The organism is Algoriphagus sp. TR-M9 (genome assembly GCF_027594545.1).
Classification (GTDB): domain Bacteria; phylum Bacteroidota; class Bacteroidia; order Cytophagales; family Cyclobacteriaceae; genus Algoriphagus; species Algoriphagus halophytocola.
In genome coordinates, this window is the sequence record NZ_CP115160.1 from 466,856 (window position 1) to 483,384 (window position 16,529).

Sequence of the window (16,529 nt, forward strand, 5' to 3'; positions counted from 1 at the left end):
TTTAAAGCCATGAAATCGAGCATGTCGAAGATTGTCACACAGTGGGATGACTATAATGCTTGCGAAGATTACATCCCGTTTCCTTCGTCACGGGACAGGTTATGGCCTTTAAAAGACAAATTATCATCATATGAAAGCAATTGAATTAAAGACGGTTACCAAAAAAGACGGAAGCATTGCCCTTGATGCCACAGGACTAAAGGGTGGGATTCCTGTTCGGGTCTTGATTCTTTCGGAAGATGAGAAGGAGGAAGAGAATATTTATTTAAAGTCCCTGTCCAACAATCCAGCTCTTGATTTTTTAAACGAACCTGAGGAAAATGTCTATACCATCGAAGACGGAAAGCCCTTTCGGGATTAAACACAAGGTTGTTTTAGTCCCTTTCCCTTTTGAGGATTTCTCCACGAAGAAAGTGAGGCCGGCCCTGTGCTTGTCTGGGGCATTTGGGAATTATGACCACGTGATCCTGGCCTTCATCTCCAGCAAAACGGGCAGTCAGCCGGAAGAAACAGAAATGGAAATCGACCCTGAACAGGCGATTTGGGTACAGTCGGGATTGATCGTAAAGTCAGTATTAAAATTGCACAAGCTGGTGTCATTCCCAAAAAACATGATCTTAAGAGAGTTGGGGAGCTTTCCTCCTTCCAAATCTCAGGAGCTGGAACAAAAGCTTAAATTGATCTTTGGAATAAAATAGGTCTGACTTTTCTGAAAATTAGATGGAAGTGATCAGTTGTGTCGCCACAGCTTTCACCTATCCCAAAAGGTTTATGTGTTCTATTCTGAAGGCATTGATATTTTGACTTTTGGGCTTTTTGTGTTTTTACCACAGAGTCCACGGAGTATTACCCAGAGGGTTCACCAAGGTCAAAGTTTTCGAACTTTAAAAAAAAATGCGCCTTAGCGCCCTTGCAACATATTTTCCCTATTTTTAGTTAGACTTTTAAAATTTCGTAAATGAAACATCTATTCCAGTTTTTGTTTGTCCTCCTCCTTTTTTCTTGCTCCAAAGAAAAAGAACCCATCCAGGGAAAGCTCGAAGATTTTATTTCGGGGGAAATGAGTTTTGAGCGGGATGCAGAAACAGGGTTTTTGGGATTTCTGGGTACAGTAGATTATCAATCGAAAGAGGCAGCTTACACGGAATCAATAGGAGCCTTCAATTATTATAATCCTACAACGGGGAGAAAAATCGGCTCATTTGAGATTCCCGCTGAAGGGCCTATGTCCTTGAAAGGCCGTGTTCATATCTCAAAATCTTTTGATGAAAACACTGTGGTAGCCGCAAATACATTGGGCTATACCAATGTTTACAAGGATGACACATTGTACAGCAGTTTTCAGCTAGATATGAGTGATTTGGAATCTAACACCTTTTTTTCATTTCCCTTGAGTGGCAATGCCCTGTATCAAGTAGCACCGGGACAATATGAAATCACCTTCAATCCTTTCGATTTTATGGCTCAGCGCATGGGGAAAAATGGGTTTGATTTAACATTCAGTTCTTGGATAGTGAAGTTTGATGAGGAAGGAAACTGGCTTTGCAAAACAGATTTTAAGGCTCCTTACGATGAGTCCTATGCCAATTCCTCACAAGCCTCCAGCATGGTAAGAATGGTGGAAAATGGAAACTCTTGGGGAATGTTTGCTTATTCCGATTCTCTGTATCAGATCAAAGATTGCAAAGTGGTAAAAAGAATTAAACTGCCTGCTGTAAGTCCCATGACTTATTTTCCGGATAAATATGAGGGAGATAAAAATAAGGGTTCTTGGGAAAGACCAGAAGATGGTGCTATCAATTATCGCCTGGTTCACGATCAGCCTTCGGGCATGTTTGTGAGATTGACCCAAATAAAGGAAAGAAGACCCGATCCAGATTTCAAAGATCCACACAAAAGAATGTATTCCGACGAAAAGACATTTTTGCTCTTGATCTATGATTCTGAATGGAACTTAAGAGCGGAACTTGAAGTGACCTATCCTTCGGGAACCCGATTTGAAAATTTATTTTCCACTTCTGAAGGACTTTTCATCAACAAACCCGAGCAAGCCTCTGAAGATGAATACGAGTTTTATAAGATTGACTTATCACAATTTGCTGACTGACCTTTGAGGTTTTTCAAACCTCGAAGGTCTTATGTAAATAAAACCTTCGAGGAGATCCTTCGATTTCGAGACTCTCGTCTCTCAAGTGCTCAGGGTGACACCTCAAAGGTTAAGTATACATCGCTCCATTCACATGCAGCACCTGTCCCGATATATAGCTGCTCATATCTGATCCAAGGAATACGCAGGCATCAGCCACTTCCTCAGGCTTGCCCCCACGCTTCATCGGAATGGCATCTCTCCAGCCTTGGACCGTTTTTTCATCCAGCACCTCGGTCATCTCAGTTTCTATAAATCCAGGGGCTATGGCATTGCACCTGATGTTTCTAGAGCCTAATTCCAAGGCTACAGACTTCGTGAATCCAATGATCCCAGCTTTAGAAGCCGCGTAGTTTGCCTGTCCTGCATTTCCTTTGGCTCCGACTACGGAAGTCATATTAATGATGGAGCCAGCCTTAGCTTTCATCATGGTTCGATTTGCAGCTTTTACGGTATTGAAGCAGGATTTCAGGTTAACGTTCATGATTTCGTCCCAAGATTCCTCGGTCATTCTCATCAATAAATTATCTCGGGTGATACCGGCATTATTGATCAAAATGTCCAAAGCCCCGAAATCAGCCACTACGTTTTTCACCAGCTCCTCAGCAGCGCTGAAGTCTGAAGCATCCGATCTATAGCCCTTGGCTTTCACTCCAAAAGCCTCCAGTTCAGACACTAGAGCTTGGCCTTTTTCTACACTGGACAAAAAAGTGAAGGCTACATTGGCGCCTTCCTGAGCATATTTAATTGCGATGGCTCTGCCGATGCCTTTGGAGGCGCCGGTGATCAAAGCAGTTTTTCCGGAAAGTAATCCCATTGATTTTAAAATTTTGTTTTGCCAAAATTAGAAAAAAAGCTAAAACTTTAGCTTGTAAAGTGAGTTTCCCTCGGTTTTAAACTTCTTTCAGAACAAATAAACGGGAAGGGTATGGATTTGTGGAATAATATTCCTTGATAGTATTACTGGGCAATACAATCCATTGAAGACTGGTTTGCGCTGGCTTTGGTCCGGTTTTAATGGCTTTAGGGATAGGTAAACCAAATTTTTTTCTGAAGCCAAAAGGCCTATTTTTGCATAGTTTCAATCAGTTATTAAAAACAAAATATAGATATGTCTTCGACCAAATTTGACGTGATCGTGGTGGGCAGTGGACCAGGTGGCTATGTAGCTGCTATTCGTGCTTCTCAGCTCGGTTTGAAAACTGCCGTAGTAGAAGCTGCGGAGCTGGGTGGTATTTGTCTCAACTGGGGTTGTATTCCCACCAAGGCTTTGCTGAAGAGTGCCCAGGTTTTTGAATACATCAATCATGCTGCGGATTACGGGATCAACGTAAAAGATGCCAGTGCGGATTTTTCCGGTGTGGTCAAAAGAAGCCGAGGAGTAGCCGATGGAATGAGCAAAGGGGTGACCTTTCTCATGAAGAAAAATAAGATCGAAGTGATCAAAGGCTGGGGTAAAGTGCAGCCCGGCAAAAAAGTGGAAGTTACAGATAGCGAAGACAAGAAGACGGTGTATGCTGCGGACAACATCATCATCGCCACAGGAGCCAGATCACGTGAGCTTCCATCCATGAAGATCGACAAGAAAAAAATCATAGGATACCGTGAAGCCATGACCCTGGACAAGCTACCAAAGAAAATGGTAGTCGTAGGTTCCGGTGCCATAGGTATTGAGTTTGCGTACTTCTATTCTACCATGGGTACAGAAGTGACTATAGTAGAATACATGGATAGAATCGTACCGGTGGAAGATGCTGAAGTATCCAAAACCCTGGAGAAAATCTACAAGAAAGCCGGGATGACTGTGATGACCTCTTCGGAAGTCACTGCTGTAGATACCAAAGGATCTGGCTGCAAAGTGACCGTGAAAACAGCAAAAGGCGAGGAGACGCTGGAATGCGATATCGTACTTTCTGCGGCCGGTGTGGTTTCAAACCTGGAAAACGTAGGTTTGGAAGACGTTGGGATCCTCGTGGACAAAGGCAAAATCAAAGTTGATGAGTACTACAAAACCAATATGCCGGGCTATTATGCCATAGGTGACGTGATTCCTGGTCCTGCATTGGCTCACGTAGCTTCTGCCGAAGGAATAATCTGTGTGGAAAAAATCGCAGGTCAGAATCCTGAGCCCTTAGACTACGGGAATATTCCAGGCTGTACCTATTGCTCCCCTGAGATAGCCTCTGTGGGTATGACAGAAGCTAAAGCAAAAGAAGCTGGATATGAATTGAGAGTAGGTAAATTCCCATTCTCTGCATCAGGAAAGGCCTCTGCTGCCGGGGCAAAAGACGGTTTTGTAAAGCTGGTTTTCGACAAGAAATACGGCGAACTGCTAGGCGCACATATGATTGGGTTCAATGTGACAGAAATGATCGCTGAGATCGTGGCCATTCGTAAACTGGAAACCACTGGTCATGAATTGATCAAAACCGTGCATCCTCACCCTACTATGTCGGAGGCAATTATGGAGGCTGCGGCCGCTGCCTATGACGAGGTGATTCACCTTTGATATAAATATTTTGAAATTAATGGACACAAGACCTGAAAGATTGGGTCTTGTGTTTTACTTTTAGGCAAGACCTTTTCAATTCAACTGATTTTTGGAAGAAGAACAACTCATCGCCGGACTAAGGGCAAAAGACAAAAAGACCACTGAGTATTTGTATGACAAATACTCCAGAGCCTTGTTTGCGGTGATTTCCAGAATTGTCTTTGACAGGGATATCGCAGAGGAGGTCTTTCATGATGCCTTTGTCAAAATCACACGTAAAATCGAGAGTTACGACGAGTCAAAAGGTAGGTTATATACCTGGATGGCAAATATCTGCCGTAACGCTGCTATCGATAAATTACGCTCCAAGGAAATTTCACAGGCCAGTAAGACCAACACCATAGATGACTTCGTATATGGGATGGAAAGCCAGTCTGGTACCCAAGAGACTGTGGACGGAATCGGAGTAAAGGAGCTGATGCTACAGCTCAATGATGATCAAAAGTTTATAGTAGAGTATATTTACTTCAAAGGATATACGCATTCGGAGGTTTCGGAGGAATTTGATATCCCTCTAGGCACCGTCAAGTCCAGGGTGAGAGCGGCAATACAAGTGTTGAAAAAGAATTTAGCAAGAATCTAGTGGATATTCAATCTTACATAGCGTCTGGTAAACTGGAGCTTTTCCTTCTGGGAGAGCTTACAGAGCGTGAGCGTGCGGAAGTAGTCGCTCTGGCGAAGACTTACCCGGAGATCCAAAGCGAACTGGATGCTCTGGAGGAGACTATGTTTGCCTTTGATAATATGTCTGGACCGGCACCTTCAGATGAGGTGAAGAATAAGATTTTCTCCACGCTGGAAAGCGACTTTATCTTAAAAGAAGCTCCTAAACCTACAGCGGTTCCAGCGGACGAAAAAGTAATTCCCATCAGCAGTCCTTGGAAGCCCTTTGCCATTGCAGCTTCTATAGCCGCTATAGTGGCTTCTGGTGCGGCCTTCTATTATGCCGATAAGTATCAGGAGAGGGATCAGCAGTTTGAAGCACTACTACAGGATCAAAATGCCATGGCTGATAACCTCAACCAGGTGAAGCAGCAATTTGAAGAGAAAGATTCACAATTGGATAAACTGATCGCAGGGGATTTCAAGCGGGTGGAAATGAGAGGAGAAGGATTTGAGATGCAGAAGGATGCCAAAGTGGACGTCTTTTGGGATCAGAATGCGCAGGAGGTTTTTGTGGCAGTTAATACCCTGAATGACCTGAGCGAAGAGTTTGATTACCAACTTTGGGCTATAGGTGATGATGGGCCTATAGGGATAGGCTTAGTGAACTCGGGGGAAAAACTGACCTTGCAGCAAATGCAGGCTGTCGCCCAGGCAGGAGCCTTTGCCATCACCATAGAGCCAAAAGGCGGGTCTGAAGCGCCAACTCTTGAGAAGTTGGTTGTGCTGGGAGAAGTGGCCTAGTAATCTAATATTGAAATTCAGAAAATTGATCATCCGCCTTTCTGGCAGTAAAGCGATCAAAGTGACATGGGATTCCTAGGATTGGGCACGCTTCTGTCTTCTGTCTTCTGTCTCTTCAAACAAAGAGAATAGCCTCACTGGCAACATTGCCTATATTCATAATTTGATATGGTTATCCGCTTTCTTACCAGTAGCGAGAGAAATTATGGGTTAAGGTTTTTTTTCTACGTGCTGTAGGCAGTGGACTGTTGTCGGTGGACGATTATCCGCTACTATCCAGCCACATTCTTTAACTACTGGCATCATTGCGGATAATCAGATAATTTGATATTTGCCTGTTCAGAAAAGAGCAGGCTTTTTTCATTTTCGGAAAATGGAAGCATCTTTAAAGTTATAACTTTAGCTTATGGAACTCCAACTTTCAACCCCAGCCTTACTTTTTTCGGCCATCACACTGCTGATGCTAGCTTTTACCAACCGTTTTTTGGCGATTGCCAGCCTCATCCGTGGTCTGCATAAATCCTACATGGAGGCGCAGGACAAAGTCTCCATTGTCAAGCAAATCCATAACCTACGGATCAGATTGCGCTTGATCAAAAACATGCAACTCTTTGGAGTTTTTAGCTTTTTACTTTGTGTGATTTGTATGTACTTGCTTTTCCACGGCTTCACCGCTGCTGCCAACTGGGTTTTTGTGGGGAGTATGGGCTCACTGCTGATCGCTTTGGCGCTGTCCATGATAGAAATTCAAATTTCCACCCGGGCTTTAAACCTGGAACTGGGAGACATGGAAGAGATTTTCAAGAAGGGAAGCTCTGGGCTAGATTTTATATTCAAAAAAGAAGCGAAAAATGAAGAGTAAATATTTGTGGATAGTAGCACTGGGACTTGTTTTCGGTGCATGTGAACAAAAGCCTGCAGAAAAATCAGAATTACAAGTTGCCCAGAGTTACACCAAGCCAGCAGGCAATATTATTTTGCTCAATGATATCGAGGAAACCAGAGAATTTTACTCCTGGACATCTGATCGTATTCCACTGGTATCAGCACATAGAGGAGGGCCTTATCCCGGTTTTCCTGAGAATGCCATTGAGACTTTTGACAATGTCCTAAAATATACGCCAGCTATCATAGAGCTGGATGTGGCCATGACCAGAGATTCCGTTTTGGTACTGATGCATGATGATGAGCTGGATCGTACACTACCGGAACTGGAAAGGTGGCGGAGGTGAGCTATGAGTACATTCAGGGGCTTTTTCTGGAAGACAATGAGGGAGAAGTGACTGAATTCAAAGTCCCGACTTTGGAAGAAGCGCTAATCTGGTCGAAGGGCAAAGCCCTCCTGACCGTTGATATCAAGCGATCAGTGCCTTTCGAGATGGTGGTGGATGCCGTGCGGGAGACCGAGACCGAAGCTTACGCAGCATTGATTTCTTACACATTCCCGGCTGCTAAAAAACTGCATCATTTGGCTCCTGAACTGATGCTTTCGGTTACCATCAGAAATGAGGATGAAATCCGGAGATTTGAAGAGACCGGAATTCCCTGGTCTAGGGTCATTGCTTTTACCGGAGTAGCTGAAAGAAAAGCTGAGTTTAACGACGCCCTGCATAAAAAGGGCGTTTTTACCATACTAGGAGTGCTTGGCAACCTGGACAAAAGTGCCGAAGCCAGGGGAGATCACCTCTATGCAGGCTATGTAAAGAAAGGGGCGGACATCCTGGCTACAGACCGCCCTATAGAAGCTGCGGCTGCCATTCGGACTTTGGCCCCGCCTGAAAGCTCCAAATCACGATATGTAAAATATGATAATTGATCTAAGAAGCGATACCCTGACCCGGCCTACCCCGGGCATGAAGGAAGCCATGTTTTCAGCTTCCATTGGCGATGACGTCTTTGGTGAAGATCCCACAGTAAATGCTCTGGAAGAAAAGGCAGCAGGTCTTTTTGGCAAGGAAGCAGCACTGTTTTGCCCTTCGGGCACCATGACCAATCAGATCGCTATACGCCTCCATACCCGGATACAGACCGAGGTGATTTGCCACAAAAACTCCCATGTGTACCTCTATGAAGGTGGAGGAATTATGTCAAATTCCCTGGCTTCTGTGAAGTTGCTCGAAGGTGATTTAGGGAAAATTATTGCCGATCAGGTTCAGGCGGCTATCAACCCGGATGATGTACATGCGCCCGAGACCACGCTGGTTTCACTGGAAAACACCATGAACAAGGGAGGCGGAAGCATCTACAAGCTGGAGGAGATCAAGCCCATCCGTAAAGTCTGTGATGCCCATGGGCTTAAGCTGCACCTAGATGGTGCGCGACTCTTCAATGCACTGGTGGAAACAGGAGAACGGCCGGCGGACTGGGGAGCCCAGTTTGACAGCATTTCCATTTGCCTGAGCAAGGGATTAGGATGTCCGGTTGGTTCTTTGCTTTTGGGCAGCAAAGCCGATATCAAGCGAGCGAGAAAGGTGAGAAAAGTCTGGGGTGGAGGAATGCGGCAGGCGGGATTTTTGGCGGCAGCTGGGATTTATGCCCTGGACCATCATGTGGATCGCTTAAAGGAAGACCATCTGCGAGCCAGAGCCTTAGGAGAAATGCTTTCGCAGCAAAACTATGTGTCGGAGGTGTACCCGGTGGCTACCAATATTGTAATCGCCAGGCTTGAAGGCATGGCTCCGGAAGACTGGTTAAAGGAGCTTTCAGCAAAGGACATCAAAGCGGTGAAATTCGGTTCAGATTTGGTGCGATTTGTGACGCATCTTGATTTTGGTGATGATCAACTGGAGGAGTTTGGCAGGCGAATTTCAGTACTATAGTTCCCAGACAGTTTTTGTCATTAGTGTAAGGCCTGTGGAGGCCTTTTTTCATTTCTCCTTATCTTGTCGCTTGAATCTAGATTCTTCAAAATGAACAATACCCCTTTGGCAGAACGTATGCGACCGACCCGATTGGAAGACCTGATCGGGCAGGAGCATCTGTCCTCACCCAACTCATTCCTCCATAAGGCCATAAAGGCTGGAAATGTGCCTTCATTGATCCTCTGGGGACCTCCGGGTGTGGGGAAGACTACTATTGCCAATATCATTGCCAATGAAATCAAAGCCCCATTCTATACCTTGTCGGCCATTAGTTCTGGGGTCAAAGACATTAGGGAGGTTATAGAAAAAGCTAAATTTCAGATGGGCGTGGTACTTTTCATAGATGAAATCCATCGCTTCAATAAATCCCAGCAGGATGCACTTTTGGGAGCAGTGGAAAAAGGAATCATCCGCCTCATTGGAGCCACTACCGAGAACCCATCTTTTGAAGTGAATGCGGCTTTGCTGTCCAGGTGTCAGGTTTTTACACTGAATTCTCTGGGCAAACCTGAACTTGAAGCCATGATCCATCAGGCTTTGGAAAAAGACCTGGAATTGAAAAAGCTGAAGGTGGAATTGAAAGAATCGGATGCCTTACTGAGAATTTCCGGAGGAGATGGACGTAAGCTTTTGAACCTACTCGAAATCGTCATCGATGGGATCAATGCCGATCCCTGTGTCATTACTGATGAACTAGTCATGCAGATCGCCCAGCAGAAGGTGGCACTTTACGACAAATCCGGTGAGCAGCATTACGATATCATTTCGGCTTTTATCAAGTCCATTCGAGGTTCAGATCCGAATGCAGCTGTTTACTGGCTGGCCAGAATGATAGAAGGGGGTGAGGACGTGAAGTTTATCGCAAGGCGATTGGTGATTCTGGCCTCAGAAGACATCGGGAATGCCAATCCTAATGCCCTGCTATTGGCGACCAATTGTTTTGATGCAGTAAAGCTGATTGGCTACCCCGAATCCAGAATCATACTTTCGCAATGTGTGACTTATTTGGCGAGTTCACCGAAAAGCAATGCAGCATACATGGCAATCAATCAAGCACAGGCTTTGGTGCGGGAGAAGGGCGACTTATCTGTGCCCCTGCACTTGCGAAATGCTCCTACCAAGCTGATGAAGGATTTGAACTATGGAAAGGCCTATAAATATTCGCATGACTTTCCGGGAAATTTCGTGGCGCAGGAGTTTCTGCCTGATGAAATCAAAGGACTGAAGCTTTACGATCCCGGAGAAAATGCCAGGGAAAATGAATTGCGGAGGTACCTCAGTTCAAAGTGGCAGGGAAAATACGGGTACTAAAATTAGAATTTGGAGGTAAAAAACCTGAAAAAACAAGTTCAGTCATTTCAGTTTTAAATTTCAAATATGGCTTTTCTAATTATCAAACTTCCTGGATTAAGTCACTTTTATTCACTCTGAACCTTTCCCCATAAATCCCCTCCGGCAGTCCTTTGCCACAGCCTATGATCATACAGATCTCTGCGCCTTTGGGAAGATGGAGCAGTTTGGATACACGCTTGGAATCGTAGCCCTCCATAGGGCAGGTGTCATATCCGGAGGCTTTCATTCCCAGCATGAAGGTCATGGATGCCAGTGCGGCTGATTTATGCACTGAGATGCGCACCTCAGTTTCGCTGACCTCACGTACCATGGGGCGTTTCAGACCTACTGACCAAGAAATCAGTTTTTTGATCAAAGTCCATCCAGGAAATTTTTTGTATAGCTTAGGGATCAGGTTACCATAGTAGCTCAAGGCCTGCTTCTGCTTTTTCTCAGATTGGTTTTGAACTGCCGATTTAATGTATTCGTAGTTGGCTTCTGCTCTGGACTTCCAGAGATCCCTTCTGGTGATGACCAGGACCAGTTCCCTTGCAGTAGTGGCGGCTTTTTGCCTCATGCATAGCTGCGCGAGTTTGTCCTTTAGTGGGGAGCTTTCCCGAACACGGATAAACTGATATAACTGTAAGTTGGAGCTGTTTGGGGAGAGAATAGCTGCTTCCAGACATTTGGCTACTACCTTGTGGTCAAAAGGGTTTTCCTGATCAAAGATCCGTACAGACCTTCTCTGATTCACTGCTTCGAAAAACCCCAATTCTTTTCTTACTTCTGACATTTGCTTAATTTCCGATTCAAACCAAGCCGTAAATCAAAGGTTTGGTTGTATTTTGAAACGAATTTAGAAAGATTTATCAACTACTAGTTTTATGATTTTTGAATTGATCCGTTTGCAATTTCTGAAGAGTGTGCGTTCCACCTCTTTTGCAAAAAGTGTTTTGGTTGCTGTTTTTCTGGGTTTTTTGGCCTTGTTGCTATTAAGTTATGTGCTGATGGCGGGGCTGTTTTTAGGTAGGATTGTCAGTGAACTAGCAGAAGGTCAGGATCCTATAGAGGTGGTGAACAGTAGTTTGATATTCTTTTTCCTGGTCGAATTTATGTACAGGTATTTCCTGCAAACCTTGCCGGTGATTGAATTGGAAAGCCTGCTTCATCTGCCAATAGGGAAGCGGAAGATCATTCATATGCTATTGGTCCGCTCGTTTATCTCACCTCTGAACATTATTGCTGTACTGCTTTTTACGCCATTTGGGTTTCTGGAAGTGGGAGCACAATTTGGGACAGCCAATGCCCTGTTTTGGATTGGAAATATCGTGTTGATCAGCTGGGCTTTACACTGGTTTATGCTCTGGTTTAAGCAGCGCTATGAGGACAGTCTGATCGGCGTGTTGATAGTATTTGCAGTTTTGCTGCTTGGTGGAGGCTCTACTTATTTGGGTTGGTTTAATTTGGGCGAGCTGGTACAGCCTTATTTTGCCTGGGCTCAGGCTAGTGTTATTCCGCTGCTGATAACTGCGGGGGCCTGTATTTTGGGCTATTATCTTGCTTATACCTATTACCTGAAAAATGCCTATCTGGAAGATCTCTCCAAGGAAGAAGAGGCGAAGTTTGTCAACAAAAACTTTGGGTTCTTTTCCAGATTTGGGCTTGCCGGAGAGATGGCAGATTTGGAGTGGAAACTGATCATCCGACATAAAAAAAGTAGGACTTACCTGATGCTAAGTGCATTTTTCTTGCTGTACGGAATGATATTCTATAACAATCCCCAGTACCACTCGGAAGATGGAGGTTTTAGTTTTATTTTCATCTTTGTGGGGGTTTTTATTACAGGGATTTTCATGATCCAGTATGGACAGCTTTTTCTGAGTTGGAACTCGGGAAACTTTGATTTTTTCATCAATAGAAAGGATGGAATAGCCGCTCTAATTAAGGGGAAATACCTATTGCTGCTTTCTGTCTCCTGCCTTTGCTTCTTGCTGTCTATTCCCTATGTTTTCTTTGGGTGGAAGTTTCTTTTGATCCATTTGGCTACTTGGCTGTTTAATGCAGGTATTCTGATCCATTTGATCATTTATATGGCACTGTGGAAACCCAAACCCATGGACCTGAATAAGGGGGCTATGTTTAATTACGAGGGAGTAGGAGCTGCCCAGTTTCTGATGATTATCCCTATGATGGTGGCCCCTTATGTGGTTTACCTACCCTTCTCCTTGCTTATTAATGACTATGCAGGATTAGCGGCCTTGGCTACCTTGGGGCTGCTCGGACTGCTGGGTTTCAATAAACTTTCGCAAATCAATATCAACCGTGTCATGAAAAACAGATACGAAATTTCATCTTCATTCCGTCAAGAACTATGATTCAAGTAAAAGATCTCAAAAAGCAATACAAAGAAGCGGTGGTTTTGGATGTGCCGGCACTGGATATTCCCAGATCAGAATGTTTTGGTCTAGTGGGAAATAACGGAGCAGGGAAAACCACCTTGTTCCGGATCATGCTGGATCTAGTCCGGGCCACAGCCGGTTCAGTGACTATTGAAGGGGAGGATGTGAGTGAGCATGAGGATTGGAAAAGGAGAACCGGTGCCTACCTGGATGAGCATATGCTTTTGGCCTATTTGACTCCAGACGAGTATTTCAAGACCTTGATGAAGATCTACGCCATGTCTGAGGCGGATCTTGAAAATCACCTGGCTAAGTTTACCGATCTGTTCAATGATGAAATACTGGGTAAGAAAAAATACATCAGAGACCTATCCAAAGGGAATTTAAAGAAAGTGGGAATAGCCGCGGCCTTGATGGGAAATCCTGAGGTGGTGTTTTTGGATGAACCTTTCGAAAATCTGGATCCCAGCTCACAGATACGCTTGAAAAAGCTGATCCTACAAGAAAAGGAAAACTCTAAAGTGACCTTTTTGATCTCCAGCCATGACCTGAACCATGTGACCGAAATCTGTGACCGCATCGTGCTTTTGGAGAAAGGTAAAGTCATCAATGACCTCCGAGATAAATCTGCTATGCTGGCCGAACTGGACGCTTACTTCACGGGCTGACAGAGGCTGTGTTTGCCTCAATCATTATTTTACGATTTTGCGGGGAATGGCTGCCGGTAACCTGCTGAGCATTTCATTGTTCAGCAGTTGGGTCACCTGTGAAAATGAACTGATATTGATGGTATTGTTATTTTGACGGCCTACGAGCACCACCTCATCACCTACCTGCACATCTGGGATGTGGGAGACATCTACCATAAAAAGATTCATGTTGATCAGTCCCACGATCTGCACCTTCTTTCCCTTGATCAGCACATGCCCACTATTGGATTGGGCTCGGGGGTAGCCATTGCTATAGCCAAGCGGCATCACTGCCACTTTCATATTTTGAGAAGCCTGATAGGAGGTGCCATAGCCTATAAACTCTCCGGCATTTACATCTCGGACATCCATGACGTCTGTTTTCCATGTGAAAATCCTCTTTAACGCACTGTCAGATTGCTTTCCGATCTGCTGTAAATGCATGTAATAGCAATCTGGACTGGGCCAGAAACCATACTGCGCCACCCCAATTCGGACCATATCATAGACCGTCTCCGGATAAGCCAAAGCCGCAGCGGAGCAGGCGATGTGCCGGATTTCAGGGTAAACCTTCTTTTGCTTGCACTGCTTCAGGAAGTTTTTGTACCGCTCATGCTGCATGGTGATTTTAAATTGATTGGATAAGCTCTCAGCACCACCGAAATGTGTACAAAGCCCCTTAAAGGCAATTTCTTTGGCATGCTTCTTTAAAAAACTTAAAGTAGCAGGAAATTCCCCTTTGGTCATTCCAGTTCTATTGGCACCGGTCTCTACCTCTATATGAACCTTGGCTTGCTTCCCCATCCGCTTGGCTGATTCCAATACCAAAGGAAGCCTGGCGTAATTGAAAACGTAAAATTCTATACCATTTTCTATCGCCCAATCAATATCCTCATCATAGAGAATCCCCATAATCATGACATCGCAGCTCTCCGACTTTGCAGCCAAAACTTCCTCCGCCTCAAAGGCCGATGCAGTAGCAAAATGCCTGATACCCGCCTTTTCGGCCATTTTTACAAACTCGCCTATGCCATGTCCATAAGCATTCGCCTTCACCACAGAGGAGATTTTTACCCCATTTCCAATTTTCTTCTTGATGAAGTTAATATTGTTTGTCAGGGAGGATTGGCTGAGTTCTATTCTGGATGAGTGTCTTACCATAGTTTAGTTTGTTGGTTCCAGGTGTAGGATTTGCCCCAGCTTTCTCTTCCCAGTTTTTCCACTCGTTCTATTTCCTCGGCCGGCACCTGATTTAATCTTCCTTTTACATCCAGCGTACTGTAGTGATAGGCGTAGATTCTAGCTGCAAACTGGTGAAAGGGTAGGGATGATTCCCCCTTCTTTTCTCCTTTGCCATATACGGAAGGCAAAATATCCTGCCCCCAATCCTGCCTGCCTTCATTGTTTGGATTGAGGAAATAGGCCCGCACTTCCCCATCGGGACTTCTGTCTACCCGTAGCAAAGAAACGGCATGAAAGCCTATCATATCTCCCTTGTTGCTGGTGATGAAAATACCCACAGGGTTTGGATAGACCATGTGCTGATTGCCGTTATAGTCCGGGTGAAATGCTGCATAGAAGATGCGGGTGAAGCCAGGAAAGTCCATGATGGAATTGCTCAGGTAATCATAGCAGGAAGCAAACCCAACTTGGATCCATTGCCCATACATGGCGGGATTTACCCATTTGTGTGGATCATCTAACCTGCCGGCAGAGAGGCGCATCATTTCATTATAGATTTTGTCCAGATGTGGCACCAGTACTACAGACACCACATCCAGGTTGTAATCCAGTTGATCTACCAGGCCTTTGATCAGATTGTTGGAAACCAAATTCTGATTTTCAAAGCGCATGATCAGATTGTTTTGGGTGGCTACCGTGATGATCATATCGATCAGTTTGGCCGGAGAATGCTGACTCCACATGCTGATTCCTCTCGCAGACTGGCAGGTGGGATTGTTGCCCTGCCCCACGCCCAATGGTTGTCCCAGAACCTTGATGCTTCCTCCGATCAGGTATTGTAAAGCGGTGACTTCCTCGTCCCGGTTGGCCAGGGATTTGAGAATCCTCTTTTCCACCTGTGGGTTGATTTTGATTTTACGCAGGTTCTCTAGCCCTACCCGAACTGCTCTTCTGGAAAAGAGATTTTTTCTCAGCATGCGTGCCAGTCCGTAGATGCATTGGCAGTTGTCCCAGCTTACGGTTTCCAATATCAGGGGAGTGACCAATTCATGGTATTTGTCCCACTCCGCAGAACCCCGGTCATTGAGATCAAGACAGGTAGGTACCAAATCCGGCTGGGCTTTTACAATGTATTTGAGGAAAATAGCCTGATAGCCGCTCACCAAGCCAGTTGCATTCATGTACTCACCCATCTCCGCAGCTTCCTCGGCCAGGGTCTCTTGATCAGTGTTTTCAAGGAAAGCCTGGTAAGCTTCCTTCCCTTCATGGGTTTTTGCTCCCTTGGATGGAGCATACAGCGCATTGATATAAACACGGATGGCAGTATCCGTTTTGGAGTCTCCGGAGGTGTCAAACCTTCTGTTTACCAAGCTGATCAGTTCCCGGGCTTTGGAGGTGCGTATAGGACGCTGTTCACAGATCAAGCGCACCTCTTCCACTAGCTTTTCATAGACCCCTTTCAGTTCCATTTCGGACATAATAAAACCAAAAAGGTTGAACACCTTTTTCAGCTCCCGTTCGGGCATACGCATGCGGGTCTCTTCGGTGGGTTCGCGTAGGGCAAACTCTAGATTGTGTACGATTACTTCTTCTAAGAAACGCTGTGCATCTTCTGCAGATACCTCTTCGTGCACATCTTCTCCTTTGGCATACCGCAGCATGCGTAGCTCGGAGAGGGTCTCAAAACTAGAGCTGGGATGGCCATATTTAAGCGTTCCCTTGACTAAATAAGGCACAAGCTTATCGGGATCATTCCAGGAAGTTCCCTTGAAAAACTCAGCCCGATCGAGTTCTACACTTTTGCCATATAAAAAAGCAAGACCAGATCTGGTCAAGCTTAATATATCGATATGACTGGCTAATTTTGAGGCTTTTTCCTTTTTGGTAAGTGCTCCGGAGTCCTTAAACTCCTGGAGACTTTGTTCAAAATTAGTAAATACCTTATCGGTGGTCAATTCCATC

Annotated in this window: 17 protein-coding genes; 13 read left to right on the plus strand and 4 right to left on the minus strand. The window is 45.0% G+C overall.

Going from position 1 to position 16,529, the window contains the following annotated elements; translation table 11 throughout:
• The first annotated feature begins 130 nt into the window (after positions 1–130).
• The 3 genes from PBT90_RS02225 (at position 131) to PBT90_RS02235 (ending at position 2,107) form a co-directional block, all read left to right on the plus strand.
• Positions 131–361 (plus strand): hypothetical protein, encoded by a 231-nt coding sequence (locus PBT90_RS02225; RefSeq protein WP_264808715.1) that lies wholly within the window; start codon positions 131–133, stop codon positions 359–361.
• On the plus strand, positions 321–698 hold the full coding sequence (locus tag PBT90_RS02230; RefSeq protein WP_264808716.1) for a type II toxin-antitoxin system PemK/MazF family toxin: 378 nt from the start codon (positions 321–323) through the stop codon (positions 696–698). The genes PBT90_RS02225 and PBT90_RS02230 overlap by 41 nt, the downstream gene beginning before the upstream one ends.
• 260 nt (positions 699–958) lie before the next feature.
• A complete protein-coding gene (locus PBT90_RS02235) occupies positions 959–2,107 on the plus strand; it encodes a hypothetical protein (protein ID WP_264808717.1) in 1,149 nt (382 codons plus the stop codon).
• Between the two features lie 109 nt (positions 2,108–2,216).
• On the opposite strand, the gene fabG is transcribed toward PBT90_RS02235, so the two are convergent.
• Positions 2,217–2,963 carry a 3-oxoacyl-[acyl-carrier-protein] reductase gene (gene fabG / locus PBT90_RS02240; RefSeq protein ID WP_264808718.1) on the minus strand — a complete coding sequence of 249 codons (747 nt, stop codon included), beginning with the start codon at positions 2,961–2,963 and terminating at the stop codon, positions 2,217–2,219.
• Between the two features lie 294 nt (positions 2,964–3,257).
• Between fabG and lpdA the strand changes: the two genes are divergently transcribed.
• From lpdA to PBT90_RS02275, 8 genes are all read left to right on the plus strand, one after another.
• The gene (gene lpdA, locus PBT90_RS02245) at positions 3,258–4,655 is read left to right on the plus strand and encodes a dihydrolipoyl dehydrogenase (RefSeq protein WP_264808719.1); all 1,398 of its coding nucleotides are present in this window, start codon (positions 3,258–3,260) and stop codon (positions 4,653–4,655) included.
• A 91-nt stretch (positions 4,656–4,746) separates the two neighbouring features.
• The gene (locus PBT90_RS02250) at positions 4,747–5,280 is read left to right on the plus strand and encodes an RNA polymerase sigma factor (RefSeq protein ID WP_264808720.1); all 534 of its coding nucleotides are present in this window, start codon (positions 4,747–4,749) and stop codon (positions 5,278–5,280) included.
• Positions 5,280–6,104, plus strand: a complete 825-nt coding sequence (locus PBT90_RS02255; protein ID WP_264808721.1) for an anti-sigma factor — start codon at positions 5,280–5,282, stop codon at positions 6,102–6,104. Before PBT90_RS02250 ends, PBT90_RS02255 begins: the two co-directional genes overlap by 1 nt.
• Positions 6,105–6,510: 406 nt before the next feature.
• Complete coding sequence (locus tag PBT90_RS02260) at positions 6,511–6,966, plus strand: DUF2721 domain-containing protein (RefSeq protein ID WP_264808722.1); 456 nt, start codon at positions 6,511–6,513, stop codon at positions 6,964–6,966.
• Positions 6,956–7,336 (plus strand): glycerophosphodiester phosphodiesterase family protein, encoded by a 381-nt coding sequence (locus tag PBT90_RS20395; protein WP_333482154.1) that lies wholly within the window; start codon positions 6,956–6,958, stop codon positions 7,334–7,336. The genes PBT90_RS02260 and PBT90_RS20395 overlap by 11 nt, the downstream gene beginning before the upstream one ends.
• Complete coding sequence (locus PBT90_RS20400; protein WP_333482155.1) at positions 7,333–7,920, plus strand: glycerophosphodiester phosphodiesterase family protein; 588 nt, start codon at positions 7,333–7,335, stop codon at positions 7,918–7,920. Before PBT90_RS20395 ends, PBT90_RS20400 begins: the two co-directional genes overlap by 4 nt.
• Positions 7,910–8,923, plus strand: a complete 1,014-nt coding sequence (locus tag PBT90_RS02270) for a threonine aldolase family protein (RefSeq protein WP_270131325.1) — start codon at positions 7,910–7,912, stop codon at positions 8,921–8,923. The genes PBT90_RS20400 and PBT90_RS02270 overlap by 11 nt, the downstream gene beginning before the upstream one ends.
• A 90-nt stretch (positions 8,924–9,013) precedes the next feature.
• On the plus strand, positions 9,014–10,276 hold the full coding sequence (locus tag PBT90_RS02275; protein ID WP_264808725.1) for a replication-associated recombination protein A: 1,263 nt from the start codon (positions 9,014–9,016) through the stop codon (positions 10,274–10,276).
• Positions 10,277–10,358: 82 nt separating this feature from the next.
• Here the strand turns inward: PBT90_RS02275 and PBT90_RS02280 are convergent, their stop codons facing one another.
• A complete protein-coding gene (locus PBT90_RS02280; protein ID WP_270131328.1) occupies positions 10,359–11,090 on the minus strand; it encodes a nitroreductase family protein in 732 nt (243 codons plus the stop codon).
• 91 nt (positions 11,091–11,181) lie between these two features.
• Here PBT90_RS02280 and PBT90_RS02285 point away from each other — a divergent pair, with 91 nt between their 5' ends.
• Entirely contained in the window at positions 11,182–12,672 is a 1,491-nt protein-coding gene (locus PBT90_RS02285; protein ID WP_270131331.1) for a DUF5687 family protein, read from the plus strand.
• Positions 12,669–13,364 (plus strand): ABC transporter ATP-binding protein, encoded by a 696-nt coding sequence (locus PBT90_RS02290; protein ID WP_264808728.1) that lies wholly within the window; start codon positions 12,669–12,671, stop codon positions 13,362–13,364. Before PBT90_RS02285 ends, PBT90_RS02290 begins: the two co-directional genes overlap by 4 nt.
• 24 nt (positions 13,365–13,388) lie before the next feature.
• Here the strand turns inward: PBT90_RS02290 and alr are convergent, their stop codons facing one another.
• A complete protein-coding gene (gene alr, locus PBT90_RS02295) occupies positions 13,389–14,546 on the minus strand; it encodes an alanine racemase (RefSeq protein ID WP_270131334.1) in 1,158 nt (385 codons plus the stop codon).
• Positions 14,540–16,528, minus strand: a complete 1,989-nt coding sequence (locus PBT90_RS02300) for a hypothetical protein (protein WP_264808730.1) — start codon at positions 16,526–16,528, stop codon at positions 14,540–14,542. The genes alr and PBT90_RS02300 overlap by 7 nt, the downstream gene beginning before the upstream one ends.
• Position 16,529 lies beyond the last annotated feature (1 nt).